At 32.4% G+C, this 17077-nt stretch carries 17 protein-coding genes; 5 read left to right on the forward strand and 12 right to left on the reverse strand.

Annotation, left to right across the window (positions count from 1 at the left end; translation table 11 throughout):
* Window positions 1-83: 83 nt before the first annotated feature.
* On the reverse strand, window positions 84-527 hold the full coding sequence (locus ACLHDE_RS04525; RefSeq protein ID WP_415398018.1) for a GatB/YqeY domain-containing protein: 444 nt from the start codon (window positions 525-527) through the stop codon (window positions 84-86).
* 66 nt (window positions 528-593) lie between these two features.
* On the opposite strand from ACLHDE_RS04525, the gene flgH reads away from it, so the two are divergent.
* The 3 genes from flgH (at window position 594) to bamA (ending at window position 5219) form a co-directional block, all read left to right on the forward strand.
* Window positions 594-1334 (forward strand): flagellar basal body L-ring protein FlgH, encoded by a 741-nt coding sequence (flgH, locus tag ACLHDE_RS04530; RefSeq protein ID WP_415398019.1) that lies wholly within the window; start codon window positions 594-596, stop codon window positions 1332-1334.
* Entirely contained in the window at window positions 1309-2805 is a 1497-nt protein-coding gene (locus ACLHDE_RS04535) for a hypothetical protein (protein WP_415398020.1), read from the forward strand. Before flgH ends, ACLHDE_RS04535 begins: the two co-directional genes overlap by 26 nt.
* Before the next feature lie 182 nt (window positions 2806-2987).
* Window positions 2988-5219, forward strand: a complete 2232-nt coding sequence (gene bamA / locus ACLHDE_RS04540) for an outer membrane protein assembly factor BamA (protein WP_415398021.1) — start codon at window positions 2988-2990, stop codon at window positions 5217-5219.
* Here bamA and ACLHDE_RS04545 read toward each other — a convergent pair.
* The 11 genes from ACLHDE_RS04545 to ACLHDE_RS04595 form a co-directional block, all read right to left on the reverse strand.
* A complete protein-coding gene (locus ACLHDE_RS04545; protein WP_415398022.1) occupies window positions 5216-6676 on the reverse strand; it encodes a Ppx/GppA phosphatase family protein in 1461 nt (486 codons plus the stop codon). The genes bamA and ACLHDE_RS04545 overlap by 4 nt on opposite strands.
* Window positions 6677-6688: 12 nt before the next feature.
* Entirely contained in the window at window positions 6689-6940 is a 252-nt protein-coding gene (locus tag ACLHDE_RS04550) for a YfhL family 4Fe-4S dicluster ferredoxin (protein WP_373000498.1), read from the reverse strand.
* 102 nt (window positions 6941-7042) lie between these two features.
* A complete protein-coding gene (locus tag ACLHDE_RS04555) occupies window positions 7043-8341 on the reverse strand; it encodes a sensor histidine kinase (RefSeq protein WP_415398023.1) in 1299 nt (432 codons plus the stop codon).
* Window positions 8342-8491: 150 nt separating this feature from the next.
* A complete protein-coding gene (hsrA, locus tag ACLHDE_RS04560) occupies window positions 8492-9166 on the reverse strand; it encodes a homeostatic response regulator transcription factor HsrA (protein WP_373000504.1) in 675 nt (224 codons plus the stop codon).
* Window positions 9167-9267: 101 nt separating this feature from the next.
* Complete coding sequence (locus ACLHDE_RS04565; RefSeq protein ID WP_415398024.1) at window positions 9268-9597, reverse strand: dihydroneopterin aldolase; 330 nt, start codon at window positions 9595-9597, stop codon at window positions 9268-9270.
* Complete coding sequence (plsY, locus tag ACLHDE_RS04570) at window positions 9597-10211, reverse strand: glycerol-3-phosphate 1-O-acyltransferase PlsY (RefSeq protein ID WP_415398025.1); 615 nt, start codon at window positions 10209-10211, stop codon at window positions 9597-9599. The genes ACLHDE_RS04565 and plsY overlap by 1 nt, the downstream gene beginning before the upstream one ends.
* 103 nt (window positions 10212-10314) lie before the next feature.
* Window positions 10315-11316, reverse strand: coding sequence for a cytochrome c3 family protein (locus ACLHDE_RS04575; RefSeq protein ID WP_415398026.1), 1002 nt, complete (start codon window positions 11314-11316; stop codon window positions 10315-10317).
* 11 nt (window positions 11317-11327) lie between these two features.
* Window positions 11328-12125: a cytochrome c3 family protein gene (locus ACLHDE_RS04580; RefSeq protein ID WP_415398027.1), complete on the reverse strand. Its 798-nt coding sequence runs from the start codon at window positions 12123-12125 to the stop codon at window positions 11328-11330.
* A 134-nt stretch (window positions 12126-12259) separates the two neighbouring features.
* The gene (locus ACLHDE_RS04585; protein WP_415398028.1) at window positions 12260-13792 is read right to left on the reverse strand and encodes a cytochrome c3 family protein; all 1533 of its coding nucleotides are present in this window, start codon (window positions 13790-13792) and stop codon (window positions 12260-12262) included.
* 35 nt (window positions 13793-13827) lie between these two features.
* The gene (locus ACLHDE_RS04590; protein ID WP_415398029.1) at window positions 13828-14349 is read right to left on the reverse strand and encodes a cytochrome c3 family protein; all 522 of its coding nucleotides are present in this window, start codon (window positions 14347-14349) and stop codon (window positions 13828-13830) included.
* 9 nt (window positions 14350-14358) lie between these two features.
* On the reverse strand, window positions 14359-14991 hold the full coding sequence (locus ACLHDE_RS04595) for a cytochrome c3 family protein (protein WP_415398030.1): 633 nt from the start codon (window positions 14989-14991) through the stop codon (window positions 14359-14361).
* A 229-nt stretch (window positions 14992-15220) separates the two neighbouring features.
* Between ACLHDE_RS04595 and nadA the strand changes: the two genes are divergently transcribed.
* Both nadA and nadC read left to right on the forward strand, forming a co-directional pair.
* Window positions 15221-16219: a quinolinate synthase NadA gene (gene nadA, locus ACLHDE_RS04600; protein ID WP_415398031.1), complete on the forward strand. Its 999-nt coding sequence runs from the start codon at window positions 15221-15223 to the stop codon at window positions 16217-16219.
* Entirely contained in the window at window positions 16216-17040 is an 825-nt protein-coding gene (gene nadC, locus ACLHDE_RS04605) for a carboxylating nicotinate-nucleotide diphosphorylase (protein WP_415398032.1), read from the forward strand. The genes nadA and nadC overlap by 4 nt, the downstream gene beginning before the upstream one ends.
* Window positions 17041-17077 lie beyond the last annotated feature (37 nt).

A 17077-nucleotide genomic window follows, 5' to 3' on the forward strand; every position in this document is an offset into this window, starting at 1 on the left:
TAATTCTGAGCTTTGTAAAAAGCTCAAGCTTTAGTGACCACAGCGGTCAAAGCGAAGCTAAAGGAATTACTTCCTTTAGCGGACTAATTTAATAGAGTCTTTACACACTCATTGATTCTTTTTCCATCAGCTTTGCCTGTTAATTCTTTTGAAGCCATTCCCATTACTTTTCCCATATCTTTCATAGTTGAAGCTCCAACTTTAGATATAATATTTTTCAATGTAGATTCTAGTTCATCATCGCTTAGTTGAGCAGGAAGGTATGGAGTATATACTGCTATCTCGTCAAGTTCTATTTGCATTAAATCATCACGTCCCGCATCTTTGTACTGTGACGCAGCATCATTTCTTCTTTTAACCTGAGTTTGGATTATTTTAATAATATCATCATCATTTAACTCTTTTCTTTCATCAACTTCAATCTGCTTAAAAGCACTTGTAAGAAGACGAAGAGCATCTCTTTTCTTTGTCTCTCTTGCTTTCATTGCATCTTTTACATCTTGATTGATTGTTTCTCTTAAAGTCATGAATTTCCTTTGGAACTGTTTTTGCTAGTATTATAGCTAAATCTACTATTTATAAATGAGACAATAATGCTAAAACCAATTTTAATCTTCTTCATGTCATCTTATGCTATACTCACACTAACTGGATGTATGGGAAGCATAGAAAATATGTCCGTTAAAATGGACCCTGAAATTGATTTTAAGCCACCCGTATATGTAGAACAAATGCCGGCTAAAGAAGACAAGCAAGATTATGTCTCAACTGGAAGCATTTTTGGACAAGGTGATAACCCTCTTTTCTCAGATCACAAGGCTATGCATGTTAATGACATTGTTAGAGTTGTGATAAATGAGAGTGCACAAAGTACAAGTGGAGCGGTAAAAGAACTTAGTGAATCAGGAAACACTGTTTTAGGTGGTGGTGTATTTAATGCAAACAGTAAAAATATTGCTGTTAATTCACTTGTCGATAGAGCTAATAACTTAGGAAATGTTGGTTATACAAGCAGTTCAGAAAGTACTTACTCAGGGCAGGGTAGTGCTACAAAAGATGCTTCATTTAACACGATAGTATCAGCAAGAATAGTTAAAGTAATGGAAAACGGAAACTATTTTCTCTCAGGTAGAAGAGAAATCTTGGTCGATGGTCAAAAACAAATCATACAAATAGGCGGAGTGATACGTCCTTATGATATTGACCAATATAATAAAGTAGATTCATCTAAAATGAGTGATGCTAAAATACTTTATCAAACACAAGGAGAATTGGAACGTGCTACTAAAGAAGGATGGGGAACAAACATTGTTAAGGCTATTTGGCCATTTTAGTATAGTGCTTTTACTTAGTGCATCTGCGCTGAGTGCTCAAAGTTTTGAAGACTTCAAACGATCACAAGCTAAATCATTTACAAAGTATAAAGATGAGCGAGATAATGCTTTTAATAAATATTTAAAACAACAATGGGAAGCATATAATGTATATAAGGGAACACCCTTATACGAAAAACCTAAACCTAGAGAAATAGCTCCTGCAAAGCCTACTAAAATAAAAAGTGTCGGTCCAAAAATTAGTATTAAAATTAAAAAAACAAAATATATTGAACCAAAACCACCTCAAAATTTTATTATTTTTAAAGAACCTGAAGTTAAAGAAGAGAGAGTTGAACCAAAAATAGAAGTACTAAAACCTAAAAAAATTGAAGCTGTATCAAAAGATATAAGTTTTGATTTTTATGGATCTACACTTGGTTTTGATGTTCCATCAGGTGTCAAAAATGCAAAATTTTATCCTCAAAACAAAGAAGGTATAACTAGCTTTTTTGATAGTGCTGCATCTAGTGATTATGAAAACTTTTTAGATGAGATAAAAAGGGTAAGTAAAGAGATGAACCTTAACGATTGGGGTGTTTATCTACTAGTTTTGGATATCTCCAATCATATACATTCAAATCAAGACAACTCAAATCTTCTAAGTTGGTTTATCTTTAACAAACTTGGATACGCAGTAAAAGTTGGACTTGCTAAGAGGCACATTGTGCTAATGCACTATTCTAAAAAAACTATCTATTCAACTCCAAACTATATTTTCTCAAATAAAAAGTTTTATGTAGTTGCTAACTATTCCAAGGGTAGTGTTGGTAGATTATATTCATATAAGCAAAACTATCCTGATGCAAATAAGCCTCTTGATCTCTCTTTAAAAACACTTCCTAATTTTATGTCAAAAATGAAGAAAAAAACACTTTCATTTAAAGACTATGGAAAAACATATAAGGTTTCATTTGACTACAATCAAAATCTAATAGACTTTATGGCCACATATCCACAGGCAGATTATGAAACTTATTTTAATGCTCCAGTTGACAGCAGAACTTATGAATCAATAGCAAATGATATAAAAAAATATGTTGATGGAAAAAAAGCTGGAGATGCTATGAACTTTGTACTTCATTTTGTGCAAAAATCTTTTAAGTATGAGAGAGATGATCAACAGTTTGGAAGAGAAAAAGTAATGTTTGCTAATGAGACACTCTATTTTGACAAATCAGACTGCGAAGATAGAGCTGTTCTCTTTTCTTACTTAGTTAAAGAGCTATTTGGTGTCAGTGTAGTCGGTGTTAAATATAAAGATCATATGGCAACTGCTCTCTATGTACCTATGTCTGGGGATAGTGTCAAAGCAGGGAAAAGAAAATTAGTTCTAGCCGATCCAACATATATTAACTCAAGTATTGGACAAAGTATACCAAAATATAAGTCTTTAATACCAGAGAGTTTTGTTGTTGTAAAGAAAGATTAATTAGGAGCTTAATAAGTTTAGGCTTATACAAGAATGAGAGTTGCCTATGAAAATTTGTTTACAAAGGTACCTCTTAGTGTTGTATATAGCATGTTAAATGCACAAATTTAAGTTTCGTCTAACTTAACATTAACCTCATTACGGGTAGAATCTCTTCTTATTTTATAATGTATGGAATTTTAATGAGAATATTTTTGGCAATCCTGCTAACCCTAATAACAGTGAACATATTTGCCATGACTGTAAAGTCTATTAATTATGATGGAATGGTACATATTTCAAAACCAGTTGCTTTAAGAATGCTAGATTTTGATGTAGGTGACACTATTGATGATAAAATTCTTAACGAATCAATAAAAAAATACTTTAAACAGGGTTATTTTGACGATGTTTGGGCTGAATTTGATGATGGTAATTTAACTTATCTGTTTAAAGAAAAAGCTATTATTTCTAAGATAGAGTTAAAAGGCTGGAAAGAAAATGATAAAGATGTCTTAAGCACTGTTGTTCAGATTAAAAAAGGTTCACTCTACGATAAAAATAAATTACTATCTGCTAAAAAAAGAATTCAAGAAGCAATAGCTCAAGATGGGAAGATAGACAGTGTCGTTGAGATTGAAGAAGAGACTCTTGACAATGGCAGTATCAAAGTTACATTCATTGCAAATGAAGGTGAAGAGATTGTTATAGAAAAATTAGACTATATTGGTGTATTTGGATTAGATACGGATATTTTTAATGATGTTATTGCAAACAAAGAACATCAGTTTATGGGTTGGTTCTGGGGACGAAATGATGGAGAGATGAAACTATCTGACCTTGGTTACGATCCACTTAGAATCCGCGATACATATATGCAGTATGGTTATCTAGACGCTAAAGTTGATGTACCTTTTGTAAGAGTGAATTTTGATCACTATACTGCTGATATGAGTTACCAAATAGAAGAGGGTGAGATTTATTATATCAGTGGTATCTCTATTAATCAAGTTTCAAATGTAATAGATGAAGCAAAAATACGTGAAATTATTAGTTTAGAAGAAGGTGAAGCCTTTAATATAAAGACTTTTCGTGATGACGCACAAAAAATAAAAACAATCATTGCTGACCTTAGTTATGCTTTTGTTCAGGTAGTTCCAGATCTTAAAAAAAATAAAAAAGATCATACAGTTGAAGTTGTTTTCAAAATTACTCCCGGTGACAAAGTTAAAATTAGAAATGTTGTAATCTCTGGAAACAATAGAACATTGGACAGAATCATACGTAGAGAGCTTTATCTTGGACCCGGCGATATGTACTCTTTAACTGATCTCAAAGATTCACGTAACTCTTTAGGTAGACTTGGTTTCTTTGATGGTAACACAATAGAAGAGAAGAGAATAGATAACTCCAATATGGACCTTATAGTAAAAGTAAAAGAGGCACCAACCGGTAATGTTCAGCTTGGTGGTGGATACGGTAGTTATGGTGGTCTACTCGTCACAGTTGCTGTAAACGATAGAAATATCTGGGGTTCTGGTATCAATATGGGTGTTAAAGCAGAGCAGTCAGAAAGGACTAAAAATTACTCATTCAATATCTCAAATCCAAGACTAAACGATAGTGACTTTAATGGTAACTTTTCTATCTTCAAATCATTCTCTGAATATAATGATTACAGTGTGGATTCTCAAGGGGTAAGTATTGGAACCGGACATAGGTTTTCAAGGCATATTAGCGGTTATTTAGGTTACAGCTTTTCAGAGAATGCTTACAGTGATGTAAATGAAAGCTCCACAGTAGCTGACACAAGGTATTTTGAGAGTTATGCTAAAAGTTCTATACTTATAAATACAAAATTTGATAATACTGATGATTACTACCTTCCAAGAGAGGGATATACAGTTAGTCAAGGTTTTGAGAAGTCAGGACTTGGTGGGAATGCCGACTTCTTTAAAAGCAGAACAAACTTCGCCAAATATATTGGTCTTGAAGATTATATAGGTTTTGATGCTATATTTAGATATAAAGCTAGATTTTACTTTGCGGCAGATACTGGATATTTGCCAATTGCAGATAAATTCTATATGGGTGGAATTGGAAGTGTCAGAGGTTATGAGTCATACTCTATCTCTCCAGTTGAAACGGACAGTGATGGAAATATTATACGCGTAGGTGGTAGACAGACTTTTTCTAATAATGCAGAACTTAGTTTTCCTCTTGTTCCAAAAGCTAAGATGAGATTAGTAACATATTTAGATTGGGGATTTATCGGTGATGATTCATTGAATGAATTTTCTCGTGGTGGTTATGGAGTTGGATTAGAGTGGTTTTCTCCAGTTGGTCCAATTCAGTTGATGTTCTCAAAACCACTCAATGAGCAAGCTGGAGATAAAACAACTTCTTTCGAATTTACAATGGGACAAAGATTTTAAAATATAACTTTAAAATCTTCTATTATCTCTAATTTATTTACAGACTCTTTGCATAGACGAAGAGTCTGTGTTGAATCTATCTTTAACACACCATCATTAAAAACTAATTCAAAATCAATATTTCTAGGTCTATGTGCTACAAGAGAGACGCTTAGAGATAGTATATAGCTAAGGGCATGCAGAGTCTTAGCATCTGGAAGTAGTTTAGCATATTTTTCTATATGTGAAGATGATGGTAGTTTTTTCTTTGCATATTTACAAAGTGTGGAGATTAGTGTAATCTGGCTGTGTGTATATCCATACTCTAAGGCACTTTGGAGTATATAATAACTATGTTTATTTTTAGAGAAAAAATGAATATCATTTCCACAAGGGTAAAGCTTTGCAGCAATGCTTAAATCTTTACGATAAGAAGTGTCTATTCCTAGATGCTTATGTGTAATATCAAAAAGTTTCTTGGCCAATGTATTTAATTGATTAGATATAGCTTTCTCACTAATATGAGAGTCTAAGATATATCTTGCTGAACTATTGTAGTGCTGGGGAAATTTGTCTTTAGAACCTCTTAGCAAATCCGCTAAAAAAGTTCCCTCTCTTACTCCAACACCACTTGTTACAACATTAGTAATTGATAATTTTTTTAGAACTCTTTGTAGTATAAGTGCTCCAGGTTTAATAATATCGAACCTATCACTCTTTATACCAAGGTTTTTAAGTTCGGTATCGTTTGCTTTCATGACTAATGAGATAAAGTCGTTTAGTTCTGTGCTAGAGTAAGAAAAAGCATGAAGTTTGTTAAGTGGATGATTTTTATTATTCATAATTGCTTCTGATATAGCTCTAAAAGTTCCACCTATACCAATCAATGTACTCACTTTTAAGCTACCTAGAGCTTCTAGTTTTGTATCTATGTACTCTATTGCTCCATTTTTGTTTTTTTCATCACAAAACAGCTCTTTTAATCTTACAGTTCCAAGATTAAGAGATAGAATATTTGATACGTCCTTATCATTTATTAGTGTTAGCTCAGTTGAACCACCACCAATATCTATACTTAAGGCATTTTTTTGCTCAGGAAGAAGGTTTGCACAAGCTATTGCACCTAAGTAGGCTTCTCTCTCACCATTAATTATTTTAATGTTTAGTTTTAGCTCTTGTTTTACTCTTTGAAGAAACTCTTTTTTGTTTGGAGCCTCCCTAAGGGCTGAAGTTGCAACACATAGAGTTTTTCTTGCTTTGTATGAAGAGATGATACTTAAGAAGTCTTTTAATGCATCTATTGTTCTTTGCATAGCAAGCTCTTGAAGATTGCCATCGTTTTGATAAGCATTTTCTGAGAGTCTTACTCTACTTTTTGATTCATTAAGCAGATGAAATGCAAAACGAGAAGTTTTTTCATAAACAGCTAACCTAACTGAGTTAGAGCCTATATCTATAACTGCTACTCGCTTAGCCATTAAAAGAGACTTTTATTCTTCATCTTGTAAATGTTTTGATTTAAATTGCAGTTCTGCTATAGACTCTACATTATCTTTATCTAAAACAATACAATCAACAGGGCATACAGAAATACATGCTGGTTCATCATAAACACCCACACACTCAGTACATCTATCTGGATCTATATAGTAAATAGGATCACCCTCTTCGATAGCAGTAGTAGGACATTCTTCGCGACATGCATCACATGCAATACACTCATCATTAATTAGTAGAGCCATTAGTAAACCTTATCTTTTATAGTTGTTTTTTTATAGAATTGTTCTTCTATAGTTTATAGGTCCGATTTATATCAAATTATAGCTTCAGAATTTTTTAAATGATTATCTTTTTGGAAGTATACAAGATAATTTAGAGTTTAATTCAAGTGCTGATATCGTACCATCAACTCCATCATTTCTATTTCTGATACTTATCTTAGCTCCCAAAGCATCAGCTGCACTTTTTGCTAGGAATAATCCTAGTCCTACACCAGACTTATTACCTTGTCTTTTAAAGGGTGCAAAGAGGTCTACACTATCATCAATGCCACATCCCTCATCAATGACTTCAATAAGTAGTCCATATTCACTCTGAGAGCTTCTTAGCGTAACTGACTTCTCTTGTTCTGTAAATTTTAGAGCATTTTGCAAAAAGTTTTGAATGATTTGATTTAAAAGTGGTATTTGCAAAGTTGCCATAAACCCATTTGGTTCAAAGTGCATATGTAACTCTTTTCCTTCATTCTCAGCTAAGAGTCTAAAATCACTAGCTTTTTCACGAAGAAAAGCAATAACGTCTACCTCTACAGGCTTTTCAAGCTGAGCACCTTCTTGGCGACCAATGTTGAGAATGTTAGATACAATAATATTCATTTCATCAATAGTTTTATTTGTTGTTTTAAGCGCATCTATATACTCTTGGGGACTTCTTTCTTTAATTAGAGTTACCTGATTTTTTAGTTTAATCACTGCAAGTGGAGTTTTAAGTTCATGAGCAGTTCCAATAAATAATTCTTTTTGATACTTAACAAAGTTTTGTATTCTTGCTATAAGATGATTAATAGTACTTCCAAGTGGCTCAAACTCTTCTGGAAGCTCTTTTACTTTTATGGGTCTCATTAGATGCTCATTCATATTTGAGAGCCTAGAACTAATAGTTTGAATCGGTGTGATTAACATTTTTGATAAAGCAATTGCATAGACTATAACAAGTATAAAGCCGGCAATGTTTATGATAAAGATGTAACGAAGTATCTTAGCTAAGAGTTTTTTCGTTGGAGTTATCTCTTTTGTGATTTTTAGATAGCTTAACTCATCAAAATTAAATGGATATATAAGAGTTAGATATGTATGCTTTTTTTTTGTACTTTCATATAGGTCTATATTTTGGTTTAGCTTTTTAAGATGAATGATTTCAACTTCTATTCCTAAAACTGTGTCTGGAGTGTCTGGATCTACTTTAACAAGTGATTGATTAGTTGCTATATTCTTTGCATACTGAATCAACTCTTGATGTTTTTCATAATATACTGAATTTTCAATATAGAGATATAAAAACGATGAAAATATAAAAATTAGGGAAGCTGATGCAAAGATTAGTTGGATTAGAAAATTTCTTCTAATACTTCTTTTTGTAAACATTATTAGCCTTGATGTTGTGTATATGAAATTATAGTATATTAATATAAAAAAGATTGTTTGATGAATTTACACCAAAAGGCGAAGCCTTAGTGCCATAATGACTAGAGTAGTGAAAAAGAAGCTAGTTCCTTTTCACATTTTAAATAATATCTAGTTTATTTCTTTAGGGAAACAAAAACGGTAACCACGACGACGAACAGTCTCGATAGTTGTAATATTTAATGGTTTATCCATTTTTTGTCTAATCTGATTAATCGCAACTTCTATTACGTTTGGAGTAACAAGTTCAGGCTCTTCCCAGATTGCGTCAAGAAGTTGTTCTTTAGAAACAATTTGATCACGGTGACGAGCAAGGTGAGTAAGAACTTCAAAAGGTTTACCTTTAAGTTCAATCTCTTGATCTTTATAAGTGATTTTTTCTTCTTCAGGATTGATTACTAAATCTTCAATCTCGATGATGTTGCTTCCACCAAAACGAAGACGAGCTTCAATGCGAGCAATTAGAACGTCAAAGTCAAAAGGTTTTCTGATATAGTCATCAGCACCACTTCTTAGAGCTTCGATTTCGCTTTCGTTGTCATCTCTTGCAGATAAAACGACTACAACAGTTTTTGGAGTGTTAGTTTTGATATCACCAATGATATCTACTGAATTTCCATCTGGAAGCATCCAGTCCATTAAAACTAAATCATAATTACGAATGTCTAAGTAGTACTCTCCATCTTTAAGAGTCTCTACTACGTCACTTTGGTAACCAAATTCTTTTAGTCCCTCAGCAAGCATTTTGTTTAATGTTACTTCATCTTCTATAATAAGAATGCGCATTAATTTTGTCCTATAAGTGAATATTTTGGCGGAATGATATCATAATTTTAGCTAACTTTAAAGTTTTTTTCAACTTTTTTTAATAATTCTTTAACTTATAATTAAGATTGGGATTTGTAATTATTGCTCACACTAACCATGCAGTCGGGTAAAATCGATGGTTTTGTTATCTTGATAAACATGCTTTTTATCGATAAATATTCTTTAGATAACTTTAAATTCAACTTATTTAAAGCCTCTTCAATAAGTAAAAACTCACTTTCTATCATAATCTCTTGTATAAGTTGTACCACTTGAGCATAGTTTATGAACCCCTTTTCGTATTCATATTTTATGTCAATATTGATAATTACATCTTGAGGTGTTAGCCTTTCAAAGTCTAAAATTCCAATAATACATTGAAACTTCAGATCTTCTATATGGATGGTCACTATACTACTCTTTTTTCTTCACCTTTAAAAAGACGAATAATATTTGGAATATGTTTATAGTAAAGAATAAATACTATAAAAACTACAGGAGCATGAGGAATATCAGGATGGATATAAAAGCTTGAAATTAAAAGTGCCCCAACCCCTGCAAGTGATGAAACGGAAGATATACGAATTGTTTTTGCGCCAATAGCCCAAACTACAAGAGCAATAATTGTCTCAATAGGAAGCATAAACATCATAACTCCCATACCTGTTGCGATACCTTTACCACCCTCAAAACCTAAATACGGACTAAAACAGTGACCTATTACAGCAAGAACAGCGATTCCCCAAAGTGTAGATTCACTCATTCCTGAAAAATAAGCAACCGCTAAAACTAAGATACCTTTTAAAACATCTAAAGCCAGAGTAGCAGCTCCAAGTTTTTTTGCCAAATCAGGGTTTGTCTCTTTTACAACTCTAAGTACATTTGTTGCACCAATACTACCACTTCCACTTGCTTTAACATCTACACCTGCAAACTTCTTTGCAAGGAGTAAACCAAAAGGAATACCACCAACTAGATAAGCTGCTATAAAAAATTGTACATTTGTGTTAAATAAAAATTCCATTAACTGTATATGTCCTTATTAAAAATTAAGACATTCTACATTGTTAATGGTTACAAGTAGATAAAGATAGAATTTATTTAAAAAAAATATTTAGATAGAGCTTTTATTTTTTATGACACTTTACACATAAATTTATAGTTTGACCACTTTCTAAAAGATATGCTGTATTTGAAACATGCGGATTGTGACAACTTATGCAAGAGAGCTCTTTCCCTGGTCTAGATGGATCATTTACCCCGCGAGTAGGGTGTTTTTTATTGGAAAATGTTTTTACTACATGACTATCATTTATTTTGTCTTTATGACAAGATGTACAGAGTTTCCATACGGGTATTCTAAGATAGTTTGGATTATTTGAAGCATGCGGATTATGACATTTATTACATCTACCTGAGTCAGTTGGCTCATGTATAAAACGCTTTTGTTCCCATTCACTTTTAAGTTCTTTGTGACATGAAAAGCATCTGAGTGATATTGGGTCTGGAGCAATAAACTTAGATTTACCCTTATCATATAAATTATGCATTCCTACATCCGAGTTATGACATGAAGTACAAAGCCAGTTCACAGCAGGTGCATGAGCATATTTTTTTTTAACTATTTTATTGTGACACTGATAACAATTAGAATCACTTACATCTGTAAAAGCAACACCATTGACTTCATTATTGCTCATATCATGACATTGCGAACAAATTTTTTCTTTTTCCTCAGTATGAAAATATTTTTTATCAAATTTATCAGGAGGGTATTTATAATCTTTGTAAACCTTGGATGAAACGTAAACATTTGCAACTTCTTCTTTTACTATTTTTTCATCTTTATATCCACTTATTAATATGTTGTTTATTCCTAAACTTAACTCAATACTTTCACAATATGTTGTTCGTTTGGAATTAATATTTACATTTATTTCATCTATGTTAGTTGTAATTTTCAGATAATCTACATTATTATGATTAGCACTGATAACAATAGAAACTATACCATCTTCACTTATATGATTTTGAGGTGGATTAATGAGATTGAACTTATTATTTTCATCAGCAAAAACTGATGAAGAAAAAATCATTATTAAAATAATATATAACTTGAAATTACTCATAATATAAAACCTTATTTATCTTTTAAAAAGAATCGTTTACTAGAAGCATGTGGAGAATGACATTCTATGCAGTTCATATTTTTGTCATTTACTTTACACTTTGTATTACTAAAGTCACTTGCTTTAATATGTTTATCTTTATGACATCCTAAGCAAATACTATTAACTGGTTTTCTTATAAACATTTTATATGGGCTTGCATGTGGGTTATGACATTTATTACAACGACCAGAATCTAAAGGTTCATGTTTATACTTATATGTATTCCAAAGCTTTAAATTTGTTTTATGACATCTAAAGCACGTAATGTTTACAGGCTCTGGAGCTATATATTTAGATAAGCCATCGTTTTTTTTATTGTCACTACCCACTTTCCCATTATGACAAGATGTGCACAACCAATTAACAGCTGGCGCATGAGCATATTTTTCATTTGTGATGTTACTATGGCATTGATAACAATTTGATTCTTTTACATCTAAAAATGCGATGCCTTTCATCTCATTAAGACTCATATTATGACATTTTGTACATTGTTTTTCATTTGAACTATTATGAAAAAAGTTTTGTTTATATGCTTTTGGTGGAAATTTATATTCACTGTATATCTCTGCCCTGACATATACTTTTATTACCTCTTCATCCACAATTTTGTCTCTTTTATATGAACGTACGCTAATAGTGTTTTCACCAAGTTTTAGAGCTATATTTTTACAATATATAGACTTTTTATCATTTGATTTTATCTTTATTTTCAAAAGAGGTGTAAAAATTTTAATCTCATCAATATGCTCTGGCTTAACATTCATGACAAGATTTATATTAGTATTTCGAAGAAGGGAATTGTTCTTTGGATAAGATAGCTCTAGAGTAGATTCATTTGCCAGAGTACTTAAGGGTATAAAAAAGATTACTATAAGTAAATTATGAACTAATTTTCTTATCACTTTCCTATACCCTTAGGAGTTAATCTATCATACTCAAACTTTTTATGACAGGCAGGAGCACATGAACCACCACTCCCAGTATCAATATATCGGAGTGGAAATTTAATACCATTAAAATCAGTATAATCTCTTATAAGATGGGTATACTTAGAAGCATGCTCATCATGACATGCTCTACAACTTCTGCCCTTACGGTCATTAACATGCAAGAAGTGTAAGTTAACTTCACCATCTCTGAAGTTTGTAATATTGTTATCTTTTGGTTCAATATATTGAGTACTTATTTTAGTGTCGTTATGACATTTAAAACAGAAGAAATCTTTGTTTTCAAAATTATCATAAAAGTTTTTAGTAAATGACTTTCTTAAGATACTAAAGTTGTCAGAACCGTGAGGTTCATGACATGCACCACAACCACCACCTTTCTCGTTAGGTTTCTTGATAGGCATATGCCAATTTTTATTCTCTTTCAAATGCTTTTTAATATTCATCAGCATTCCACCATCTTCATCAGACTTAACTTCTTTGTTATGACACTGTAGACAGGTTTCAACTGGGTCTTTTTTGAGTAGTTTTTTGTGTTTAGTTGCATGTGGATCATGACACTCTAAACAACGTTTTTTACTTGTATTTACACCGCCGTGCTTATACTTAGAATTGTGTGTTTTATCAGCAATATCATCGTGACAATCTAAACATAAATCCATTTTAGCATCAAAGCTTAACAGTGATTTATAATCAGCTGTATGTGCGTCGTGACACTCCAAGCAACTTTTTTTAATTATTGGTTCATGTTTGTTTTTTAAACTCATATTAACAAAGAGTTTTTTTGCTTTTGCTTTAAACTTACTTTTGCGGTCATGACATTTCATACACAGGTTGTTTATAGAGTCGGCTTTTAGTAATTTTTTAGTGTTAGATTGATGTGGATCATGACAATCCATACATCTGCCATCTTTTACCGGTTTATGATCAAACTTTTTTGTATAACGTGTTTTATGGCACTCATAGCATATATCTGAAATATTCTTTTTAACTAACTCACCTGGTTTATTATTTTTAGAGGTATGACATATTCTACACGCACCCATTTTAAATGGCTCATGCAAATACTGTTTTAGCGGTTTAAATTTTGCCGGTAAATCGTCAAGACTAACCAACTTTACTTTTTTGGTTCTAGTTTTAGTATGTTCAACTACTTCTTCTGTTCTTATTTCATCAATAGCAATCCCTTTGGGTGCTTTTAAAGCAAGAGCTTTTGCTTTTGCTTTTGCTTCTTTTTTCCTATCAATAGAACTTTTAAACTCTTTAGCTAGTTTAGTAATATTTATATCATTAATATCAGATTCAGTAATATTAAAATCAAATTCTTCATATGCATGTTTTGCATGTTGAAGATTATAGGTAATATTTCCCATAATAACTACAAAACGATCTATCTTATCTAAAACACCATATGACTGAAATAGTATTATACTAAGTACAAAGACTAACGCTAATATTACTTTCTTTGTCATATATTGTTTCACTAAAATCCCTTTTTTATTTTATAATATTAAACTATTTAGTTAGATTTAAATTCACCAACTGGACATTCTGTTTCTGTTACTTTAGCACGTAAAAGTTTTTTTCTATCCGAATGGTGAGGACTGTGACACTTGTTACAATCTAATGCTGCCATATGTTTATCAATTTCCTTTTGTGGGTAGTGACAAATATAACAAAGCTCAGCAACTGTATGTGTTGTAATTGCTGCTGGTTTATCTGTTCTTGAAGCATGGCATACATTACATGCACCCAAAGTAAAAGGTGGATGTCCATACTTTTTCATCGGAACAAATGCCTTTGGCAATTCATTAATATCTACAGTATTAGAGCTACCCGTAATAGCTTTGATATGATCTTTATTCATCTCACTAAGAGGGCGAGGATCACCATGAGGAGCATTTGCTAAACTTGTCGCAATTTGACCCCCTATAACACCAAGACGACCAAGCTTTTCTAAACCATTGTTAAGAATCATCACTGCAATTAAAACAAGAACTACACCCACGATAATTGCTATTTTTTTATTTATTTTATGCATCATATCTCCTTAGTGCTCATCTTTTTTAGAATTATATACTTCTTCTGGCGGTGGAGGAAGATGCTTCTCTAACTGGTAGTGACCTACATTTCTATGACAATCTACACACTTTGCAGGCTCTTTACCATCTTCAGCCTCGACTAAAAGTTTCTTAGAGAAGTAAGCTTTATGTGCAGTAAAAGCTTTTTTATTTGGTCTAGTACCGCGTAACAAGTTTTCATGGCAGTGTAGGCATCCGCTATCATAAACCCAATTACGGCGTTCTCTACGGCGTTCATACCAATCAATTTTAGATGTATCATGAGTTGTCTCAACCCATACATCCCACAAGCCTGTTTTAACTTTTTGGACCATATAGCCCATAGTTGATTTATGAGGTAAGTGACAATCTGCACATGTAGCCATTACACCACTTTCACCATACCCACCATGAACGCTGTTTCTATATGCTTTTGCCATCGGTTTCATAGAGTGACATGAACCACAAAAGTTTACATCAGAAGTGTGTTTTACAGCAACTACAGTTGTAAAAGATATTAACATACCTACTACTATACCTACAACTACCATACTAATTATAACCCAGGTTCCAAGAAATTTTTTCTTGTTTCCTTTGCTAATAACGATATCTTTATTTTCCATAGATTAACCCCTAATCAATATCTTCTTAAAATTTAAACGACCCAATTATCTAATTTATATTATTAAAGTAAGATTAATAATTGTAATATATCTCAAATTTACCTTTATTGGTAGAACAATAATTATTGTTATTAGTTTTTTTTAATTATAATTAAAAAAATTAAACTATAAATTCAAATAATAATAAATTATTGATATAATGTCATAATTAAAATGAACAGGATTTTTTTTGAAATTAACAAATGAAGAATTAAAACAAAAAATTATTGAACTAAAAAAGAAGTTAAGCGTAACTCTTGTTGCACACTACTACCAAAGAGATGAAGTTTTTGAAATGGCAGATATTACAGGTGACTCACTGGAACTTGCTATACGAACGAGAGATGATGACGCCGAATTCGTAGTTTTTAGTGGTGTTGGTTTTATGGGTCAAAGTGTAAAAGTCCTCTCTCCACATAAAAGAGTAGTTATGCCAAAAGCAGCTTGCTGTGCAATGGCGAGAATGATTGACTCAATGTATTATGATGAATCGGTTAAATTTTTAGAAGATAATGGAATATCAAAAGAAAATATCTTGCCTATTACATATATTAACTCAAATGCTGATGTAAAAGCCAAAGTCGGTGAAATGGGTGGTATGGTCTGTACAAGTTCAAACGCTAAAAAGATTATTACAACAGCTTTGAGTGAGGGTAAAAAGATTCTTTTTGTTCCAGATAGATGTCTAGGTCAAAATATAGCAAACCAGATGGGACTAAACTCATGTGTAATCGGAGATGGTAAAGATCCTAAAGATGCAGATATTATTTGCTATAACGGTTTTTGTTCAGTTCACCAACTTTTCACAGTAGAAGATATTGCTTTTTATCGTAAAAAATATCCAGGTATTTTGATAGCTGTACATCCAGAGTGCGATCCTGCCATATGTGATGCATCTGACTTTGTAGGTTCAACTTCTCAGCTTATAAAATATATTACAGAGCTTCCAGAGGAGCAAAAAGTTGCAGTTGGAACAGAATTTAATATGGTTAATCGCTTGAGAGACAAAAATACTTATGTACTCTCTTCAACAAAACCAGAGTGTCCTACTATGAATGAGACTACTCTAGAAGATGTTTATCTGACTTTGAAGTCAATCGATGATGGTGAGCCTTTAAATGAGATACTTGTAGATGAGAAAACTCAAAAGTGGGCAAAAATTGCTCTAGAGAGAATGTTGGCACTATGATAGAAACATTTGTTAAGGCAGCACTCACAGAAGATGTTGGTCGCGGAGACCTCTATGCTTTAGTTGAGCCAGCCGTAGACGCAAGTGCCAAAATTATTGCAAAAAGTGATGGTATAGTTGCCGGAGTAAAGTATATAGATGTTTTAGCAAAACTAGAGAGCTTCGAACTAACTTGGCTTAAAAATGACTCGCAAAGCTTTATAAAAGGTGATGTTATTGCTACTATAAGTGGTGATTCACATACCCTTTTACGGATAGAGAGAACACTTTTAAATATGCTCTTACATGCAAGCTCCATAGCGACTCTAACGAGAAAATATGTTGATATACTTGAACCATACGGGGTTAAACTTTTAGATACAAGAAAAACCAGACCACAACTCCGAGTCTTTGAGAAGTATGCTACAAGAACAGGTGGGGCTGTAAATCATCGTATGGGGTTAGATGACTCTTTGATGATAAAAGATACCCATCTTAAAACCATAGATGATTTAAAAAGTTATATTGAAAAAGCTAGAAAAGCTATTCCTTTTACTGCAAATATAGAAGTAGAAGCTGAGACATTCGAAATTGCCAAAGAAGCAATGGAGGGTGGTGCTGATATAGTTATGTGTGATAATATGACTCCAGAGCAAATAACAGAGATAGTCTCTTTTAGAGATAAAAACTTTTCACATATACTTTTAGAAGCAAGTGGAAATATTTCACTCGATACAATTGAATCATATGCTGCAAGCGGTGTAGATGCAATAAGCAGCGGCTCGTTAATCCATCAAGCAAACTGGATAGATTTATCTATGAAAATGTTGTCCATTGATTAGTCCGCAAAAGGAACTAGTCCCTTCTGCTCGCTTGAGC

This window comes from Sulfurimonas iocasae, from assembly GCF_047716755.1.
GTDB lineage: Bacteria > Campylobacterota > Campylobacteria > Campylobacterales > Sulfurimonadaceae > Sulfurimonas.

Coding starts and splice junctions, on each gene's coding strand:
- bamA (WP_415398021.1), top strand. CDS start 2,988: ATGAGAATATTTTTGGCAATCCTGCTAACCCTAATAACAGTGAACATA.
- ACLHDE_RS04575 (WP_415398026.1), bottom strand. CDS start 11,316: ATGAGTAATTTCAAGTTATATATTATTTTAATAATGATTTTTTCTTCA.
- ACLHDE_RS04595 (WP_415398030.1), bottom strand. CDS start 14,991: ATGGAAAATAAAGATATCGTTATTAGCAAAGGAAACAAGAAAAAATTT.
- ACLHDE_RS04590 (WP_415398029.1), bottom strand. CDS start 14,349: ATGCATAAAATAAATAAAAAAATAGCAATTATCGTGGGTGTAGTTCTT.
- hsrA (WP_373000504.1), bottom strand. CDS start 9,166: ATGCGCATTCTTATTATAGAAGATGAAGTAACATTAAACAAAATGCTT.
- ACLHDE_RS04555 (WP_415398023.1), bottom strand. CDS start 8,341: ATGTTTACAAAAAGAAGTATTAGAAGAAATTTTCTAATCCAACTAATC.
- flgH (WP_415398019.1), top strand. CDS start 594: ATGCTAAAACCAATTTTAATCTTCTTCATGTCATCTTATGCTATACTC.
- plsY (WP_415398025.1), bottom strand. CDS start 10,211: ATGGAATTTTTATTTAACACAAATGTACAATTTTTTATAGCAGCTTAT.
- ACLHDE_RS04550 (WP_373000498.1), bottom strand. CDS start 6,940: ATGGCTCTACTAATTAATGATGAGTGTATTGCATGTGATGCATGTCGC.
- ACLHDE_RS04545 (WP_415398022.1), bottom strand. CDS start 6,676: ATGGCTAAGCGAGTAGCAGTTATAGATATAGGCTCTAACTCAGTTAGG.
- nadC (WP_415398032.1), top strand. CDS start 16,216: ATGATAGAAACATTTGTTAAGGCAGCACTCACAGAAGATGTTGGTCGC.
- ACLHDE_RS04580 (WP_415398027.1), bottom strand. CDS start 12,125: ATGAATGTTAAGCCAGAGCATATTGATGAGATTAAAATTTTTACACCT.
- ACLHDE_RS04525 (WP_415398018.1), bottom strand. CDS start 527: ATGACTTTAAGAGAAACAATCAATCAAGATGTAAAAGATGCAATGAAA.